Origin of the sequence: Pseudomonas fluorescens, assembly GCF_902497775.2 — a bacterium.
Taxonomy (GTDB): domain Bacteria; phylum Pseudomonadota; class Gammaproteobacteria; order Pseudomonadales; family Pseudomonadaceae; genus Aquipseudomonas; species Aquipseudomonas putida_F.
This window is the reverse complement of sequence record NZ_OZ024668.1, coordinates 3,571,699-3,588,206: the sequence shown is the minus strand read 5'-3', so window position 1 is coordinate 3,588,206 and position 16,508 is coordinate 3,571,699. Positions and strand designations below refer to the sequence as shown.

Sequence of the window (16,508 nt, the reverse complement as noted above, 5' to 3'; positions counted from 1 at the left end):
CGGAGCGCCGTCATCCGCTTTCAGGTGCCATAGGCCGGCAGCGCCAGGGGCAGCAGGCGGGCGGTGTTGCGGGCGTCTTCCAGAGCCCGGTGCTGCTGCCCGCTGAACTGCAGGCCGGCCAGTTGCAGTGCGCCATTGAGGCCCAGCGGGCGCTGCAGCTGGCGGGCTTTGGCGAAGCGTTGCTTGAGGTTGATGTGCGGCAACTCGGCAAGCAAACTGTGGACCTGGTACTGCTGCCATTCCTGCAACAGTTGTTTGCGGTCGTAGTCGCCCCAGCTGACCCAGCCCTCCAGATGCCCGGCATGATGCCCGAGCCAGCGCTCGAACTGCGCCCACACCTGGGCGAAGGTCGCTGCCGTATCGACATTGGCCTGACTGATGTGTGTCAGCTCGCGGCAGAACGGGGTCAGTTGCGGCCGCCGCCTGGGGCGCACGAAGCGCTGAAAATGGCCGACTTCGCGGCCCTTGCGGTCAACCAGCGTCGCGCCGATTTCGATGATTTCCATATCCGTGACCGGCCAGCCACCATCGTCTGTGGTTGCTTCAAGGTCGATCACCAGCCAATGGCCCATAGTAGGCTCCCATCCAAGACTGCATAAGAGCGTAGCCAAACTCGGGCGAGCCGGGTATCCCTGGCGTTTTGCCTGCTGCGCTTGGCGCAACCGACAGTTGTGCAACGCCTTGAAAACGCCTAGCTTAGGCGGATTCCGGTTCAAACCCGCAAAGAGTGTGTTGCTTTGAGTTCAGCGCCCATGCCCCAGACGGTGCCCTTGCTGTTAACGCTTGCCGCGATGTGTCTGGCCCCATCGGCCTGGGCGGCAGCAGAAATCGAGGTCAAAGTCGGGGCCGCACACTTCCCGCCTTATACCGTGCGCCCGGAGCAAGGCGCCGATACCGGCTTGCTGCCGCAACTGCTCGAGGCGCTTAACAACGTCCAGCAACGTTATCGCTTCGTCCTGGTGCCGACCTCGATTCCGCGGCGCTTCGGCGACTTGCAGCAGGGTCGCACCGACATGGCGATCTTCGAGAACCCCGAGTGGGGCTGGCAGCAGATTCCCCATGAGAGTGTCGACATGGGCCTGGAAGATGCCGAAGTCTTCGTCGCCCATCGCCAGGCCGGCCGCGATCAGAGTTACTTCAACGACCTCAAGGGTAAGCGCCTGGCACTGTACAGCGGTTATCACTACGCCTTTGCCGATTTCAATCCCGACCCCAAGTACCTGGCCGACACCTACAACGCGACCCTGACCTATTCCCATGACAGCAACTTGCTGATGGTCCAGCGCGGGCGCGCCGATGTGGCCCTGGTCACCCGTTCCTATTTCAGTGACTTTCTGGTGCGCAATCCGCAAAGCACCGAGCAGTTGCTGGCGTCCGAGCGCGTCGATCAGGTCTACCATCATTACGCCCTGTTGCGGCCCGGTGCGCCGATCACCGGCCCGGCCTTTGCCGGTTTGTTGCAGTCCCTGCGAGACAACGGCGCGTTGCTGAAAATTTTCCAGCCCTACCGCATCAGCGTCAGTACGCCCAAGGCCGACTAAATTTACCTGCGCAGGCAACGTTCACCAGGGTAAGCCGATCATTCCCTTGTGAGCCAAGATCATGCCATTCGATTCCGTTTCGCCAACGTTATCTTTGCCTCGCTGGCGCAGCCTCAGCGCCGATGAAGGCGATTGTCATCTGAGCCTGGTACTTGAAGGCAGCCCGTTGGTGCGGGTACGCCTGCAGCGTGGCGAGACCTTGCAGGTGCTACTTGAGGACTATGCCCACGAGCATGGGCAGCAAGCCTTGTGGGCCGTCTGTTACTGGCTGTTCGCCCGCGACCCCGGTTGCCAGCGTCTGACCTGGCACCTGGACCAACCGCCACAGGAGGCCTTGAACAGTGGCTTGCTGGTTGCCACCTCGAGCCAGGGCCAGTACCTGTGTGAGCGCAGTCTGTTCTGGCAGTTGCCGCAACCCTGGCTCGGCCAGCCCTTTGCAGGCGTCTACCCGCAGCAAATGCAGCTCACTGACGGCAAGCGCCATCCCCGGCGTGCACCCAAGCCGCGCGGCGAGGTGTACCGGCGCTTCGATGCGCGGCTTGGCGCCTGGGTGTCGTTACGCACCCTGGAAATCGACCAGGACCTGGAGCGCTTCAATCGTTGGCAGAACAACCCGCGGGTGCTCAACTTCTGGCAGGAGGGTGGTAGCCTCGAACAGCATCGCGACTACCTCAGCAAGCTCGACGCCGATCCGCACAGCCTGACCCTGATCGGTTGCTTCGATGACCAGCCCTTCGCCTATTTCGAGGCCTACTGGGCCAAGGAAGACCGTATCGCGCCGTTCTACGCGGTGGACGACTATGATCGCGGCATCCACATGCTGGTGGGTGAAGAACAGCATCGCGGCCCGCACAAGGTTGCCAGCTGGCTGTCAGCGCTGGTGCACTACCTGTTCCTGGACGATCCGCGCACGCAGCGGGTGGTGGCCGAGCCACGAGCGGACAACGGCAAGATGATCGGCTACATGCACGACCAGTGTTTCCATTGCGAGAAGGAATTCGATTTTCCACACAAGCGTGCGGCCTTGATGATTCTGGGCAGGGAGCGGTTTTTCGAAGGCTGCACGTTGCTCTGACCCTCAAGCGGCAAGCGGCATCACAACCCTTGCCGCTTGAAGCTTGAAGCTTGCCGCTCTCAAGCTCTCTGGCTTGAGACCTTGCGACAATGCACCAGGGCATCGCGAATCATGAAGTTGACCAGGGTCGGCGAAACGCCCAGTTCCTTGGCGATATCTTTCTGCGGCACGCCGTGCAGGCGGTACATCTCGAACGCGTAGCGGGTGCGTTGCGGCAAGTCGTTCAAGGCATCGGCGATGTGTTCGAGGGTCGCGAAGTTGATGTGCGTGGTTTCTGGTGAAGCACCCTGGATCACCACATTCAGGCCTTCCTCTTCGCTGCCGGAGTACTTCAACTCCATGGCCTGTTTGCGGTAGTGGTCGATGGCCAGGTTGCGCACGATCTGGAACAGGTAGCTAAGTTGGGCCTTGAACGAGGACGTGATCTGCGGCGCTGAGCTGAGCCGGAAGAACGCATCCTGGACCACGTCCTCGGCACGCGAGCGGCAGCCGGTGATACGCGCGGCAATCTTGACCAGGATACTGCGGTTGTCGACAAACGCCTGGAGTAACGGTGAATCGCACTTACTTGTGGATAGTTGTTCCGCCATGGAAATCACCTTATCTCTAAGAGGGAAGTGGAGCACTCCAGACTCGGAGGCTTCCTACGACGTGCGACAAGCTATTCTTAATGATAATTGTTGTCAAATGCGAAAGTTAATAAGTCTCTATGCCTTTTGCTTCTAAGCTTGCGCTTTGTGACCGGCTTCAAATTCCGCATTTTTGCGCCTCAACCCCCGCCGTTCGTGCGGCTTAATTATTTGCTCCGGCCATCCGTTCCTCTGTGTACATCCTCGGCTCTGGCAGGGCGCACTTCGCCGCCTGCAAGCCCGCCCGGCACGCCAACCGAGACCTGATTTCACGTACAGACTCTGGCAGGAACCCCATGACGGACGCCTTCGAACTCCCGGTTACGCTGGTCCAGGCACTGGCTCAACGCGCAGTGCTCAGCCCCGAGCGGGTCGCCTTGCGCTTTTTGGCCGAAGATCCGCACGATGAGGCCGTGCTTTCCTATCGCGACCTTGACCAGCGGGCGCGGACCATTGCCGTCGCCTTGCAGGCACGCTGCAACGTGGGGGATCGGGCGATCCTGTTGTTTCCCAGTGGGCCGGACTACGTCGCAGCGTTCTTCGGTTGCCTGTATGCCGGGGTGATCGCGGTACCGGCCTATCCACCGCAATCGTCGCGACGTCACCATCAGGAGCGCTTGTTGTCGATCATCGACGATGCCGAGCCGCGCCTGCTACTGACCATCAGCACCCTGCACGACAGTCTGCAGGCCCTCGAAGTGCTGGCCGAGCCAGGCGCGCCACAGCTGCTGGCGGTCGATACCCTGACGGCGGCCCAGGTTGACAGCTGGCAGGCGCCGACCCTGCAGGCCGACGACATCGCCTTCTTGCAGTACACCTCCGGCTCCACGGCCTTGCCCAAGGGCGTGCAGGTCAGCCATGGCAACCTGGTGGCCAACGAAGTGTTGATCCGCCATGGTTTCGGCATCGATGTAAACCCCGATGATGTAATCGTCAGCTGGTTGCCGCTGTACCACGACATGGGCCTGATCGGCGGGCTGCTGCAACCGATTTTCAGCGGCGTACCCTGCGTGCTGATGGCGCCGGCGTACTTTTTGGCCCGGCCGCAACGCTGGCTGCAGGCGATCAGTGATCACGGCGGCACCATCAGCGGTGGGCCGGACTTCGCCTATCGGTTGTGCAGCGAACGGGTCAGCAGCGCGGCGATGGCCAGCCTGGACCTGAGCAAATGGCGGGTGGCTTATTCCGGTTCCGAGCCGATCCGCCAGGACAGCCTGCAGGCTTTTGCCGATAAATTCGCGGCCTGCGGCTTTGTGCCGGAGAGCTTCTTTGCCAGCTACGGCCTGGCCGAAGCCACCCTGTTTGTCAGCGGCAGCCGCCGTGGCCAGGGGATTGGCGCGTTGGCGCTCGACCGCCAGGCACTGGCGCGCAACAGCGCAGAAGCGGGTGAGGGCACGGTGCAGATGAGCTGCGGACGCAGCCAGCCCGGCCATGCCGTACAGATTGTCGAGCCGCAGAGCCTGACGCTGCTGGCCGATAACCGGGTCGGCGAGATCTGGGCCAGCGGCCCGAGCATTGCCAAAGGCTACTGGCGCAACCCTGAAGCGTCTGCCCGCACCTTTGTCGAACAGAGTGGGCGCACCTGGCTGCGCACCGGCGACCTGGGCTTTTTGCGCGATGGCGAGTTGTTTGTCACCGGCCGCCTCAAGGACTTGCTGATCGTGCGCGGGCACAACCTCTACCCGCAGGATCTGGAAAAAACCCTGGAGCGTGAAGTCGAGGCCCTGCGCAAAGGCCGGGTAGCAGTGTTCGCCGTCGATGACCACGGCGAGGAGGGCATCGGTGTCGCCGTCGAGATCAGCCGCAACGTGCAGAAGGCCATCACGCCTGCAAACCTGATCAAGACCCTGCGCCAGGTGATCGCTGATGCCTGCCAGCAAGCGCCGGCGGTGGTGCTGTTGCTCAACCCGGGCGCCTTGCCCAAGACCTCCAGCGGCAAGCTGCAACGCTCGGCCTGCCGCTTGCGCATGGACGACGGCAGCCTCGATTGCTATGCACGTTTCCCTGATCAGCAAGCCGTGGCCGTGGTTGATCAAGGCGCGGCGCAGACCGTCATGCAGGCCCGGGTTGCGCGCCTGTGGCGCGAGCTGCTGGGCCTTGAGCTGATTGACGCTGACGATCATTTCTTCCTGCTCGGCGGCAACTCCATCGCCGCCACCCAGCTCTGCGCGCGACTGGGTGATGAGCTGGGCCTTGAGCTGGGTGTGCGGGTGCTGTTCGAAGCCCCGACCCTGGCTGGTTTCAGCGCAGCAGTGGCGGCGTTGCAGCGCGATGGCAGTGTCGCCCGGGGGGCCATCAGCCGCCTCGGCCGCACGCAGGCCCTGCCGCAATCGCTGGCGCAAAACCGCCTGTGGCTGACCTGGCAACTGGAACCGCACAGCGCGGCGTACAACATTCCCGGCGCCCTGCGCCTGCGCGGCGAGCTGGACCACGCGGCATTGCAGGCCAGCTTCCAGACCCTGGTCGAGCGCCACGAATCCTTGCGCACGGTGTTCGCCGAGGAGGATGGCCAGGCGCTGCAACGCATCCTGCCGAGCCTGGCGTTTAGCTTGCAGCACCTGGACCTGTCCGCAGCCAGTGGCCAAGACGTGCAGGCGCTGCGAGAAGCCGAAGCCATGCAGCCCTTCGACCTGCAGCAGGGCCCGCTGCTGCGCGTGACCCTGGCGCGCCTGGACAGCGAAGACCACCAGCTGTGGGTGACCTTGCATCACATCATCGCCGACGGCTGGTCGATGAACATTCTCATCGACGAGTTCTCGCGCCTGTACGCCGCCCACTGCCAGGGCCAGCAGGCCCAGTTGCCGGCGTTGAGCCTGGACTACGCTGATTACGGCAGTTGGCAGCGCCAATGGCTGGCCCAGGGTGAAAGCGCCCGGCAATTGGCGTACTGGAAGACCCGCCTTGGCGAGCAGCACAGCGTGCTGGACTTTGCCACCGACCACCCGCGGGCAAACCGCCAGGGCAACGCCGCCGCGCGCCTGAGCGTGCGCCTGCAGCCGACCTTGGCCGAAGCCTTGCGCAGCATGGCCCGGGCCCATGAGGCGACATTGTTCATGGTCTTGCTGGCGGGTTTGCAGAGCCTGCTGCACCGCTACAGCGGGCAGACCGACATCCGTGTCGGGGTGCCCAACGCCAACCGCCCGCGCCTGGAAACCCAGGGTTTGGTAGGCTTTTTCATCAACACCCAGGTCCTGCGTGCCGAGCTTGACGGACGCCTGGCGTTCGACCAGTTGCTGGCCCAGGTGCGCGAGCGCACCCTGGAGGCTCAGGCCCATCAGGACCTGCCGTTCGAGCAACTGCTCGAAGCCTTCCCGCAAGCCCGCGAGCAAGGCCTGTTCCAGGTCATGTTCAACCATCAGCAGCGCGACCTCAGCGCCTTGCGTCGCCTTCCCGGGCTGCTGGCCGACGAGCTGCCATGGCACAGCCGTGAAGCCAAGTTCGACCTGCAACTGCACAGTGAAGAAGATCATCAGGGCCGCCTGACCCTTTCGTTCGACTATGCCGTGGAGTTGTTCGAGGCGCCGACCATCGCGCGCATCAGCGCCCAGCTGGTTGGCTTGCTGGAGCAGGTCTGCGCGCAACCGCAGATCGCCATCGGCGCTGTGCAACTGCTTGACGCCGATGGCTGCGGGCAACTCCTTGCCTGGGGCCAGGCGCCGGCGGCCCCGGCACAGCAGTGGGTGGTCGAACAGCTCAACGAACAAGCTCGCCAGACGCCGGCAAACACGGCGTTGGTGTGGCAGGGCGGCAGCCTTGATTACGCCAGTTTGCACCAGCAAGCCAACCGCCTGGCCCATTACCTGCGCGACAAGGGCGTCGGCCCGGATGTATGCGTGGCCATCGCCGCCGAACGTTCGCCGCAACTGCTGATCGGGTTGCTGGCCATTCTCAAGGCCGGTGGTGCCTATGTGCCGCTGGACGTCGACTATCCGCCCGAGCGCCTGGCGTACATGCTCGCCGACAGCGGTGCCAGCCTGCTGCTCAGCCACAGCGATGTGCTTGAACGCTTGAACCTGCCGGCGCAGGTCAGTGCCATTGCCATGGACCGCCTCAAGCTCGACAGCTGGCCAAGCCAGCCACCGGGCCTGCACCTGCACGGCGACAACCTCGCCTATGTGATCTACACCTCCGGCTCCACCGGGCAGCCCAAAGGTGTCGGCAATACCCATGCGGCACTGGCCGAGCGCCTGCAGTGGATGCAGGACAGCTATCAACTCAATGCCAGCGACGTGCTGATGCAGAAGGCGCCGATCAGCTTCGACGTGTCGGTGTGGGAATGCTTCTGGCCACTGGTCAACGGTTGTCAGCTGGTGCTGGCCGGCCCCGGCGAGCATCGCGACCCGCAGCGCATTGCCGAACTGGTCCGCGCGCATGGCGTGACTACCCTGCATTTCGTTCCGGCCTTGCTCCAGGTGTTTGTCCAGGAACCATTGGCCGTGCAGTGCAGCAGCCTGCGCCGGTTGTTCTCCGGTGGCGAAGCGCTGTCGGCGAACCTGCGTGAGCGGGTGCTGCAGGTATTGCCGCAGGTGGCCCTGCATAACCGCTATGGCCCGACCGAAACCGCCATCAACGTCACCCACTGGCAGTGCAGCGATGCCGACGGTACGCGCTCGCCGATCGGCCGGCCACTGGCCAATGTCGTCTGCCGGGTGCTCGATGACGAACTGCAACTGACACCGCCCGGCGTGCCGGGTGAGCTGTACCTGGGCGGGGCCGGTCTGGCCCGGGGTTACCTGGGGCGGGCGGGGCTTACCGCCGAACGTTTCGTGCCGCAGCCCGATGGCGACGGCCAGCGCCTGTATCGCAGTGGCGACCGGGCGCGCTGGCTGGCTGACCTGGGGGCGCTGGAGTACCTGGGCCGGCTCGATCAGCAGGTCAAGCTGCGCGGCTTGCGCGTCGAGCCGGAAGAGGTCGAGGCCTGCCTGCTGGCGCAGCCCGGCGTCGAACAGGCGCTGGTGATGATTCGCGACACCGCCGCCGGCCCGCAACTGGTCGGTTACTACAGCGGTGTCCAAGCGAGCGCGCAATTGCGGGTGGCACTGGCAGAGCAATTACCCGCTTACATGGTGCCGGCGCAGCTGGTTCACCTGATGCAAATGCCACTGGGCCCGAGCGGCAAGATCGAGCGCAAGGCGCTGCCCGAGCCGCAGTGGCAATCGCGTGAACACATCGAGCCGGGCACGGCTCTGCAGCAACAGGTCGCGGCGATCTGGCGCGAGGTGCTGGGCATCCCGCGGGTCGGCTTGCAGGACGACTTCTTTGCCCTCGGCGGTCACTCGTTGCTGGCTACTCAGATCATTTCCCGCACCCGTCAGGCCTGCAACGTCGAATTGCCGCTGCGCACCCTGTTCGAGGCCAGTGAACTGGGTGCCTTTGCCGCTGCCGTCGAGGCGATCCAGCACCGCGGCGCCCACAACCTGCAAGGTGAGATCCAGCGCATCGACCGCCGTCAGGCAGTGCCGTTGTCCTACTCCCAGCAGCGGATGTGGTTCCTCTGGCAGATGGAGCCGGACAGCCCGGCCTATAACGTCGGCGGCATGGCGCGCCTGAGCGGGGTGCTGGATGTCAGCCGCTTCGAGCAGGCATTGCAGGCGCTGATCGTGCGCCATGAAACCCTGCGCACGACCTTCCCGAGCATCGACGGCGTGCCGTATCAGTGCGTGGCCGAGGACAGCAACCTGCAGATGAGCTGGCTGGATATCTCCAGCGCTGGCGCGCAGGACCGCGAGCAATGCTTGCAGGCATTTGCCGATGAGCAGGCGCACCAGCCGTTTGACCTTGAGCGCGGGCCGTTGCTGCGCGCCTGCCTGGTCAAGGCGGGGGAGCGTGAACATTACTTCGTTCTGACTCTGCACCACATCGTTACCGAAGGTTGGGCCATGGACATCTTCGCCCGCGAGCTGGGCGAGCTTTACGAGGCCTTTGTCGATGAGCGCGAATCGCCGCTGCAACCCTTGCCGGTGCAGTACCTGGACTACAGCGTGTGGCAGCGCCAGTGGCTGGAAAGCGGCGAGCGTCAGCGCCAGCTGGATTACTGGCAAGCCAAGCTGGGCGCTGAGCATCCGGTGCTCGAACTGCCTGCCGACCGTCCGCGTCCGGCGGTGCAGAGCCACCGTGGCGAGCTCTACCGTTTCGACCTGAGCCCGGAGCTGGCAGCGCGGGTACGTGCCTTCAATGCCGAGCGCGGCCTGACCCTGTTCATGACCATGACCGCCACCCTGGCGGCGCTGCTCTACCGCTACAGCGGCCAGACCGACCTGCGCATCGGTGCACCGGTGGCCAACCGCATTCGCCCGGAAAGCGAAGGCTTGATCGGCGCCTTCCTCAACACCCAAGTGCTGCGTTGCCAGCTCGACGGGCAGATGCGTGTCGGCGAGTTGATCGAGCAGGTACGCCAGACCGTGATCGACGGCCAGTCCCATCAGGACCTGCCTTTCGATCAACTGGTCGAGGCCCTGCAGCCGCCACGCAGCAGCGCCTATAACCCGCTGTTCCAGGTGATGTGCAACGTCCAGCGCTGGGAGTTCCAGCAAAGCCGTGAGCTGGCCGGGATGCAGGTCGAATACCTGGTCAACGACGCCCGCGCGACCAAGTTCGACCTCAACCTGGAAGTCACCGACCTCGATCGCCGCCTGGGCTGCTGCCTGACCTACAGCCGCGACCTGTACGACGAGCCGCGCATCGCACAAATGGCTGCCCACTGGCAGAACCTGCTGGTGGCATTGCTGGGTGATCCCGAGCAACGCCTGGGCGAGTTGCCGTTGCTGGCGGCTGCCGAGCAACAGGCTTTGTGTGATTCGCTCAAGGGCGACACCACCCTGGCGCTGGAGCAGAACATTCACCAACTGTTCAGTGAACAGGCGGTGCGTCAGCCCCATGCCCTGGCCCTGACCTTCGCCGGTCAGCACCTGAGCTATGCCGAGCTCGACGCCCGCGCCAACCAGTTGGCCCGCGTACTGCGTGAGCGCGGCGTCGGCCCGCAGGTGCGCGTCGGCCTGGCCGTGGAGCGCTCGCTGGAGCTGGTGGTTGGCCTGCTGGCGATCCTCAAGGCCGGCGGCGCCTATGTGCCACTGGACCCGGAATACCCGCTGGAGCGCCTGCACTACATGATCGAGGACAGCGGTATCGAGCTGCTGCTGGGCCAGCGTGGGTTGTTCGAAGCGCTTGGCGAGTTGCCGGCCAAGGTCGCCCGCTGGTGCCTGGAAGACGACCGCGGCGGCCTTGCCGCTTACAGTCGCGAAGCCTTGCCATCGCTGACCTTGCCGGGCCATCAGGCCTACCTGATCTACACCTCTGGTTCCACTGGCAAGCCCAAGGGCGTGGTGGTTAGCCATGGCGAAATCGCCATGCATTGCCAGGCAGTGATCGAGCGCTTTGGCATGCGCAGCGAGGACTGCGAGCTGCACTTCTATTCGATCAACTTCGACGCGGCCACCGAGCGCCTGCTGGTGCCGTTGCTTTGCGGTGCGCGTGTGGTCCTGCGTGGGCAGGGGCAGTGGGGCGCGGAAGAAATCTGCACATTGATCCGCGAGCAGCAAGTGTCGATCCTCGGCTTTACGCCAAGCTACGGCAGCCAGCTGGCCCAATGGCTGGCCAGCCGCGACGAAAACCTGCCGGTGCGCCTGGTGATCACCGGCGGCGAGGCACTGACCGGCGAGCACCTGCAGCGCATTCGCCAGGCCTTCGCCCCGCAGCAGTTCTTCAACGCCTATGGCCCGACCGAAACCGTGGTCATGCCCCTGGCCTGCCTGGCTCCCGCGCAACTTGAAGGCGGTGCCGCCAGCGTGCCGATCGGCAGCGTGGTCGGTGCCCGCAGCGCATACATCCTCGATGCCGACCTGGCCCTGTTGCCGCAAGGCGGCATCGGCGAGCTGTATGTGGGGGGCGCCGGCCTGGCCCAGGGTTACCACCAGCGCCCGGGCTTGAGTGCCGAGCGCTTTGTTGCCGATCCGTTCAGCGGCAACGGCGGGCGCCTGTACCGTACCGGTGACCTGGTACGCCAGCGTGCCGACGGTTTGGTCGAGTATGTCGGGCGCATCGACCACCAGGTGAAGATCCGCGGGTTCCGTATCGAGCTGGGCGAGATCGAAACCCGCCTGCTCGACCATCCGGCGGTGCGCGAGGCCGTGGTACTGGCTTTGGACATGCCCGGAGGCAAACAGCTGGCCGCTTACCTGGTGTGCGATCAGGCCCGGGCCGATGGCGCCGAGCAGGCCGCGCTGCGTGAGGCATTGAAGGCGCAACTGCGCCTGCACTTGCCGGACTACATGGTGCCGACTCATCTGGTAGTGCTTGAACAGATGCCGCTGATGGGCAATGGCAAGCTTGACCGTCGCGCCTTGCCGGCGCCGGACCTGGAGCAGGGCCGCCAGCGCTATGAAGCGCCGCGCAGCGAGCTTGAACAACAATTGGCGACGATCTGGCGTGAAGTGCTGAACGTGCAGCAGGTCGGCTTGCAGGACAACTTCTTCGAACTGGGCGGCGACTCGATTCTGTCAATCCAGGTGGTCAGCCGTGGGCGTCAGGCCGGGTTGCATTTCACCCCGCGCGACCTGTTCCAGCACCAGACCATCCAGACCTTGGCAACAGTGGTCAGCCGCAGCGAAACCACCCAGGTCGACCAGGGCCCGCTGAGCGGCCGCGCGGCGTTGACGCCGATCCAGCACTGGTTCTTCGACAGCGACGTCGCGCAGCCCCAGCACTGGAACCAGGCGGTATTGCTGACGCCGGTCGAACGCTTGCACGGCAAGCCCCTGGAGCAGGCGTTACAGCAGTTGTTGCAGCATCATGATGCCTTGCGCTTGCGCTTCACCCAGGCAGGCGGTCAATGGCAAGGCGAATACGCCCAGGCCGACCATCGCGAGTTGCTCTGGCAGGCCTCGGTAGCCGACCTGGGCGACTGCCAGGCGCTGTACAGCGATGTGCAGCGCAGCCTCGACCTGACCCAGGGGCCGCTGCTGCGCGCGTTGCTGGTCGAAGACGGCGAAGGGCGCCAACGCCTGTTACTGGCCATCCATCACCTGGTAGTCGACGGCGTGTCCTGGCGCGTGTTGCTGGAAGATCTGCAAGCGTTGTATCGCGGCCAGGCGCTGGCGGCCAAGACCCGCGCCATGAGCGACTGGGCGGCGCGCCTGTTGGCCTATGCCGGCAGCGACTCATTGCGTGACGAACAGAACTGGTGGCAGGCGCAGTTGAGCACAGCCAGCCGCGAACTGCCCTGCGATCACCCGCAAGGGGCCAACCTGCACCAGCAGGCGCAGACCCTCAGCGTGCGGCTGGACGCGACCCGCACCCGGCAATTGTTGCAGGAAGCGCCCGGCGCCTATCACACCCAGGTCAACGACCTGCTGCTGACCGCCCTGGCGCGCGTGCTGTGCCGCTGGAGCGGCGACAGTACGGTGCTGGTGCAACTGGAAGGCCACGGTCGCGAGAGCCTGTTCGAAGACATGGACCTGACTCGCAGCGTTGGCTGGTTCACCAGTGCCTACCCGCTGAGCCTGAGCCCGCTGAACGTCGAGGCGGCCGAAGGGCAGGGTGCTTCGATCAAGGCCATCAAGGAGCAACTGCGCACGGTGCCGCACAAGGGCCTGGGCTACGGTGTGCTGCGCTACCTGGCCGATGCGCCGGTGCGCGAAGCCATGGCCGCGTTGGCGCAGGCGCGCATTACCTTCAATTACCTGGGCCAGTTCGACCAGCAGTTCCAGGCCGATGCGCTGTACCAGCCAGTGGATGAAAGCGCCGGGCTCGCCCACGACCTGCAGGCGCCGCTGCCCAACTGGCTGAGCGTCGATGGCCAGGTGTACGGCGGTGAGCTGCAATTGCGCTGGACCTTCAGTCGTGAGCGCTATGACCAGCAGACCATCGAAGCCCTGGTCGAGGCCTACCGGCTCGAACTGATTGCCCTGATCGAGCATTGCCTGACCCCGGGCACTGGCAGCTTCACGCCTTCGGACTTCCCGCTGGCGCAACTGAGCCAGGAGCAGATCGATGCCTTGCCGGTCGCCGCTGCCCAGATCGAGGACGTCTACCCGCTGACGCCGATGCAAGAGGGGTTGCTGCTGCACACCCTGCTGGAACCGGGCACCGGCATCTACTACATGCAGGACCGCTACCGGATCAACAGCGCCCTCGACCCGCAACGTTTCGCTCAGGCCTGGCAGGCGGTGGTCGGCCGTCACGAAGCCTTGCGCGCCTCGTTCTGCTGGAACGCCGGCGAGGCCATGCTGCAGATCATTCACAAGCCGGGGGCAACGCCGGTCGACTATCAGGACTGGTCGGATATCCCTGAAGCTGAACAGGAAGCGCGCCTGCAAGCGCTGCACAAGCAGGAGCGCGAAGCCGGTTTCGACTTGCTCCAGCAGGCGCCGTTCCACCTGCGCCTGGTGCGGGTGGGCGAGGAGCGCTACTGGTTCATGATGAGCAACCACCACATCCTCATCGATGCCTGGTGCCGTTCGCTGCTGATGAATGACTTCTTTGAGATCTACCTGGCCATGGGCGAGAGTCGTCAGGCGCAATTGCCGCTGCCGCCACGCTATCGCGACTACATCAGCTGGCTGCAGCATCAGGACCTGGACGAGGCGCGCCAGTGGTGGCGCAGCAACCTCGAAGGCTTCGAGCGCAGCACCGCGGTGCCCAGCGACCGGCCATTGCTGCGTGACCATGCGGTGGAGCATGCCGGCATGCTCGTCGGCGATTGCTACACCCGCCTCGATGCCGCCGATGGCGCCCGCCTGCGCGAGCTGGCCCAGGCCCATCAGCTGACCATCAACACCTTCGCGCAAGCGGCCTGGGCCCTGGTGCTGAGCCGCTACAGCGGCGAGCGCGACGTGGTCTTTGGCGTCACCGTGGCCGGTCGTCCGGTGAGCATGCCGCAGATGCAGCGCACGGTCGGGCTGTTCATCAACAGTATCGCCCTGCGAGTGAAACTGCCTGCATTGGGCGAGCGCTGCAGCGTGCGCCAGTGGTTGCAAGGCCTGCTGGAACGCAACATGGAACTGCGCGAGTACGAATACCTGCCGCTGGTGAGCATCCAGGAATGCAGCGAATTGCCCAAGGGCCAGCCGCTGTTCGACAGCCTGTTTGTGTTCGAGAACGCGCCGGTGGAAGTCGCCGTGCTCGACCGCGCGCAGAGCCTCAACGCCAGCTCCGATTCCGGGCGTACCCACACCAACTTCCCGTTGACTGCCGTCTGCTATCCGGGCGACGACCTGGGCCTGCACCTGTCGTTCGACCAGCGTTACTTCGATACCGCCACGGTCGAGCGCTTGCTGGCCGAGTTCAAGCGTTTGCTGCTGGCCCTGGCCGAGGGCTTCCAGGGCGATGTCAGCGAGCTGCCGTTGCTTGGTGATGCCGAGCGGCACTTTTTGCTCGACGACTGCAACCGCAGCGAGCAGGCCTACAGCCTGGAGCAAAGCTACGCCGAACTGTTCGAAGCGCGGGTAGCGGCACACCCGCAGCGGATTGCCGCGCGCTGCCTGGCGCAAACACTTAGCTACGCCGAACTCAACCACCAGGCCAACCGCCTGGGCCACGCGCTGGTCGCCGTCGGTGTGGCAGTCGACCAGCCGGTGGCCTTGCTGGGCGAACGTGACTTGCCATTGCTCGGCATGATCGTCGGCAGCTTCAAGGCCGGTGCCGGTTACCTGCCATTGGACCCCGGCCTGCCACGTGCACGCCTGCAACGGATTGTCGAGCTCAGCCGGACCCCGGTGCTGGTGTGCACTGAAGCCTGCGCCGAGCAGGGCCGTGCCTTGCTCGACGAGCTGAGTTGTGCCGGGCGGCCAAAACTGCTGGTCTGGGAGCAGGTTCAGGCCGCCGCCGGGCCGCACGCCAACCCGGGTATCTACAGCGGGCCGGACAACCTCGCCTATGTGATCTACACCTCAGGCTCCACCGGGCTGCCCAAAGGGGTGATGGTCGAGCAGCGCGGCATGCTCAACAACCAGTTGAGCAAGGTACCGTACCTGCAGCTGGACGAGCAGGACGTGATTGCCCAGAGCGCTTCACAAAGCTTCGATATCTCGGTCTGGCAGTTCCTCGCCGCGCCGCTGTTCGGTGCCCAGGTGGCCATTGTGCCGAACGCCATCGCCCACGACCCGCAGGGCCTGCTGGAACACGTGCAGGCGAGTGGTATCACCGTATTGGAGAGTGTGCCGTCGCTGATCCAGGGCATGCTGGCCAACGAGCAGCAAGCGCTCGATGGCTTGCGCTGGATGCTGCCGACCGGTGAGGCGATGCCGCCGGAACTGGCGTCGCAGTGGCTGCAGCGCTATCCGCAGATCGGCCTGGTCAATGCCTATGGCCCGGCCGAGTGCTCGGATGACGTGGCGTTCTTCCGCGTCGATGCCGCCTCGACCCGTGGCAGCTACCTGCCGATCGGCACGCCGACCGACAACAACCGCCTGTACCTGATTGGCGACGATCTGCAGCTGGTGCCGCTGGGCGCCGTCGGTGAACTGTGCGTCGCCGGTACCGGCGTGGGCCGTGGCTATGTCGGCGACCCGCTGCGCACTGCACAAGCCTTCATCCCGCATCCGTTCGGTGCGCCGGGCGAGCGTCTGTATCGCACCGGTGACCTGGCGCGCCGGGGGCCCGACGGGGTCCTCGAATACGTCGGGCGTATCGACCATCAAGTGAAGATCCGCGGTTACCGGATCGAGCTGGGCGAGATCGAGGCGCGTCTGCACGAGCAGGGCGAGATTCGCGATGCCGCGGTCGGGGTGCAGGAAGGGATCAATGGCAAGCATCTGGTCGGCTATCTGGTGGCCAGCAACCCTGGCGCCGATACCACCCTGCTGCTGGAGCAGGTCAAACAGCGCCTGCGCGCCGAGTTGCCGGAGTACATGGTGCCGCTGCACTGGGCCTGGCTCAAGCAACTGCCGCTCAATGCCAACGGCAAGCTCGACCGCAAGGCCTTGCCGGCCATCGACATCGGCGCCCAGCACAGCCAGGCCTACCTGGCACCGCGCAGCGAACTGGAAACCACCCTGGCCGGCATCTGGGCCGAGGTGCTCAAGGCCGAACGGGTCGGGGTGCGCGACAACTTCTTCGAGTTGGGCGGGCATTCGTTGTTGGCCACCCAGATCGCTTCACGGGTGCAAAAGGTGCTGCAACTGAATGTGCCGTTGCGGGCAATGTTCGAGTGCAGCACGGTCGAGGAGCTGGCGACCTATGTCGAAGGCCTGAAGGCCAGTGAGCTGAGCGACGACAAGGTCGACCGGCTCAGTGACCTGATGGCTGAACTGGAAGCGCTGTAGGGCT

Annotated in this window: 5 protein-coding genes; 3 read left to right on the top strand and 2 right to left on the bottom strand. The window is 64.7% G+C overall.

All coding sequences use genetic code 11. From position 1 onward, the window contains the following. Positions 1-20: 20 nt before the first annotated feature. Complete coding sequence (locus F8N82_RS16430) at positions 21-572, bottom strand: exonuclease domain-containing protein (protein WP_038996260.1); 552 nt, start codon at positions 570-572, stop codon at positions 21-23. Between the two features lie 180 nt (positions 573-752). Here F8N82_RS16430 and F8N82_RS16425 point away from each other — a divergent pair, with 180 nt between their 5' ends. Together F8N82_RS16425 and F8N82_RS16420 are read left to right on the top strand one after the other, a co-directional pair. After that, positions 753-1,541 (top strand): substrate-binding periplasmic protein, encoded by a 789-nt coding sequence (locus F8N82_RS16425; RefSeq protein ID WP_224793725.1) that lies wholly within the window; start codon positions 753-755, stop codon positions 1,539-1,541. Between the two features lie 61 nt (positions 1,542-1,602). Beyond that, a complete protein-coding gene (locus F8N82_RS16420; RefSeq protein WP_038996258.1) occupies positions 1,603-2,616 on the top strand; it encodes a GNAT family N-acetyltransferase in 1,014 nt (337 codons plus the stop codon). A gap of 59 nt (positions 2,617-2,675) precedes the next feature. On the opposite strand, the gene F8N82_RS16415 is transcribed toward F8N82_RS16420, so the two are convergent. Then, positions 2,676-3,206, bottom strand: a complete 531-nt coding sequence (locus F8N82_RS16415) for an RNA polymerase factor sigma-70 (protein WP_038996257.1) — start codon at positions 3,204-3,206, stop codon at positions 2,676-2,678. A 335-nt stretch (positions 3,207-3,541) separates the two neighbouring features. On the opposite strand from F8N82_RS16415, the gene F8N82_RS16410 reads away from it, so the two are divergent. After that, entirely contained in the window at positions 3,542-16,504 is a 12,963-nt protein-coding gene (locus F8N82_RS16410) for a non-ribosomal peptide synthetase (protein WP_150776781.1), read from the top strand. Positions 16,505-16,508: the final 4 nt, after the last annotated feature.

What these genes read in the sequence shown, in the direction of transcription:
- F8N82_RS16430 (WP_038996260.1), bottom strand. Translation starts at nt 572, where the DNA reads ATGGGCCATTGGCTGGTGATCGACCTTGAAGCAACCACAGACGATGGT.
- F8N82_RS16425 (WP_224793725.1), top strand. Translation starts at nt 753, where the DNA reads ATGCCCCAGACGGTGCCCTTGCTGTTAACGCTTGCCGCGATGTGTCTG.
- F8N82_RS16420 (WP_038996258.1), top strand. Translation starts at nt 1,603, where the DNA reads ATGCCATTCGATTCCGTTTCGCCAACGTTATCTTTGCCTCGCTGGCGC.
- F8N82_RS16415 (WP_038996257.1), bottom strand. Translation starts at nt 3,206, where the DNA reads ATGGCGGAACAACTATCCACAAGTAAGTGCGATTCACCGTTACTCCAG.
- F8N82_RS16410 (WP_150776781.1), top strand. Translation starts at nt 3,542, where the DNA reads ATGACGGACGCCTTCGAACTCCCGGTTACGCTGGTCCAGGCACTGGCT.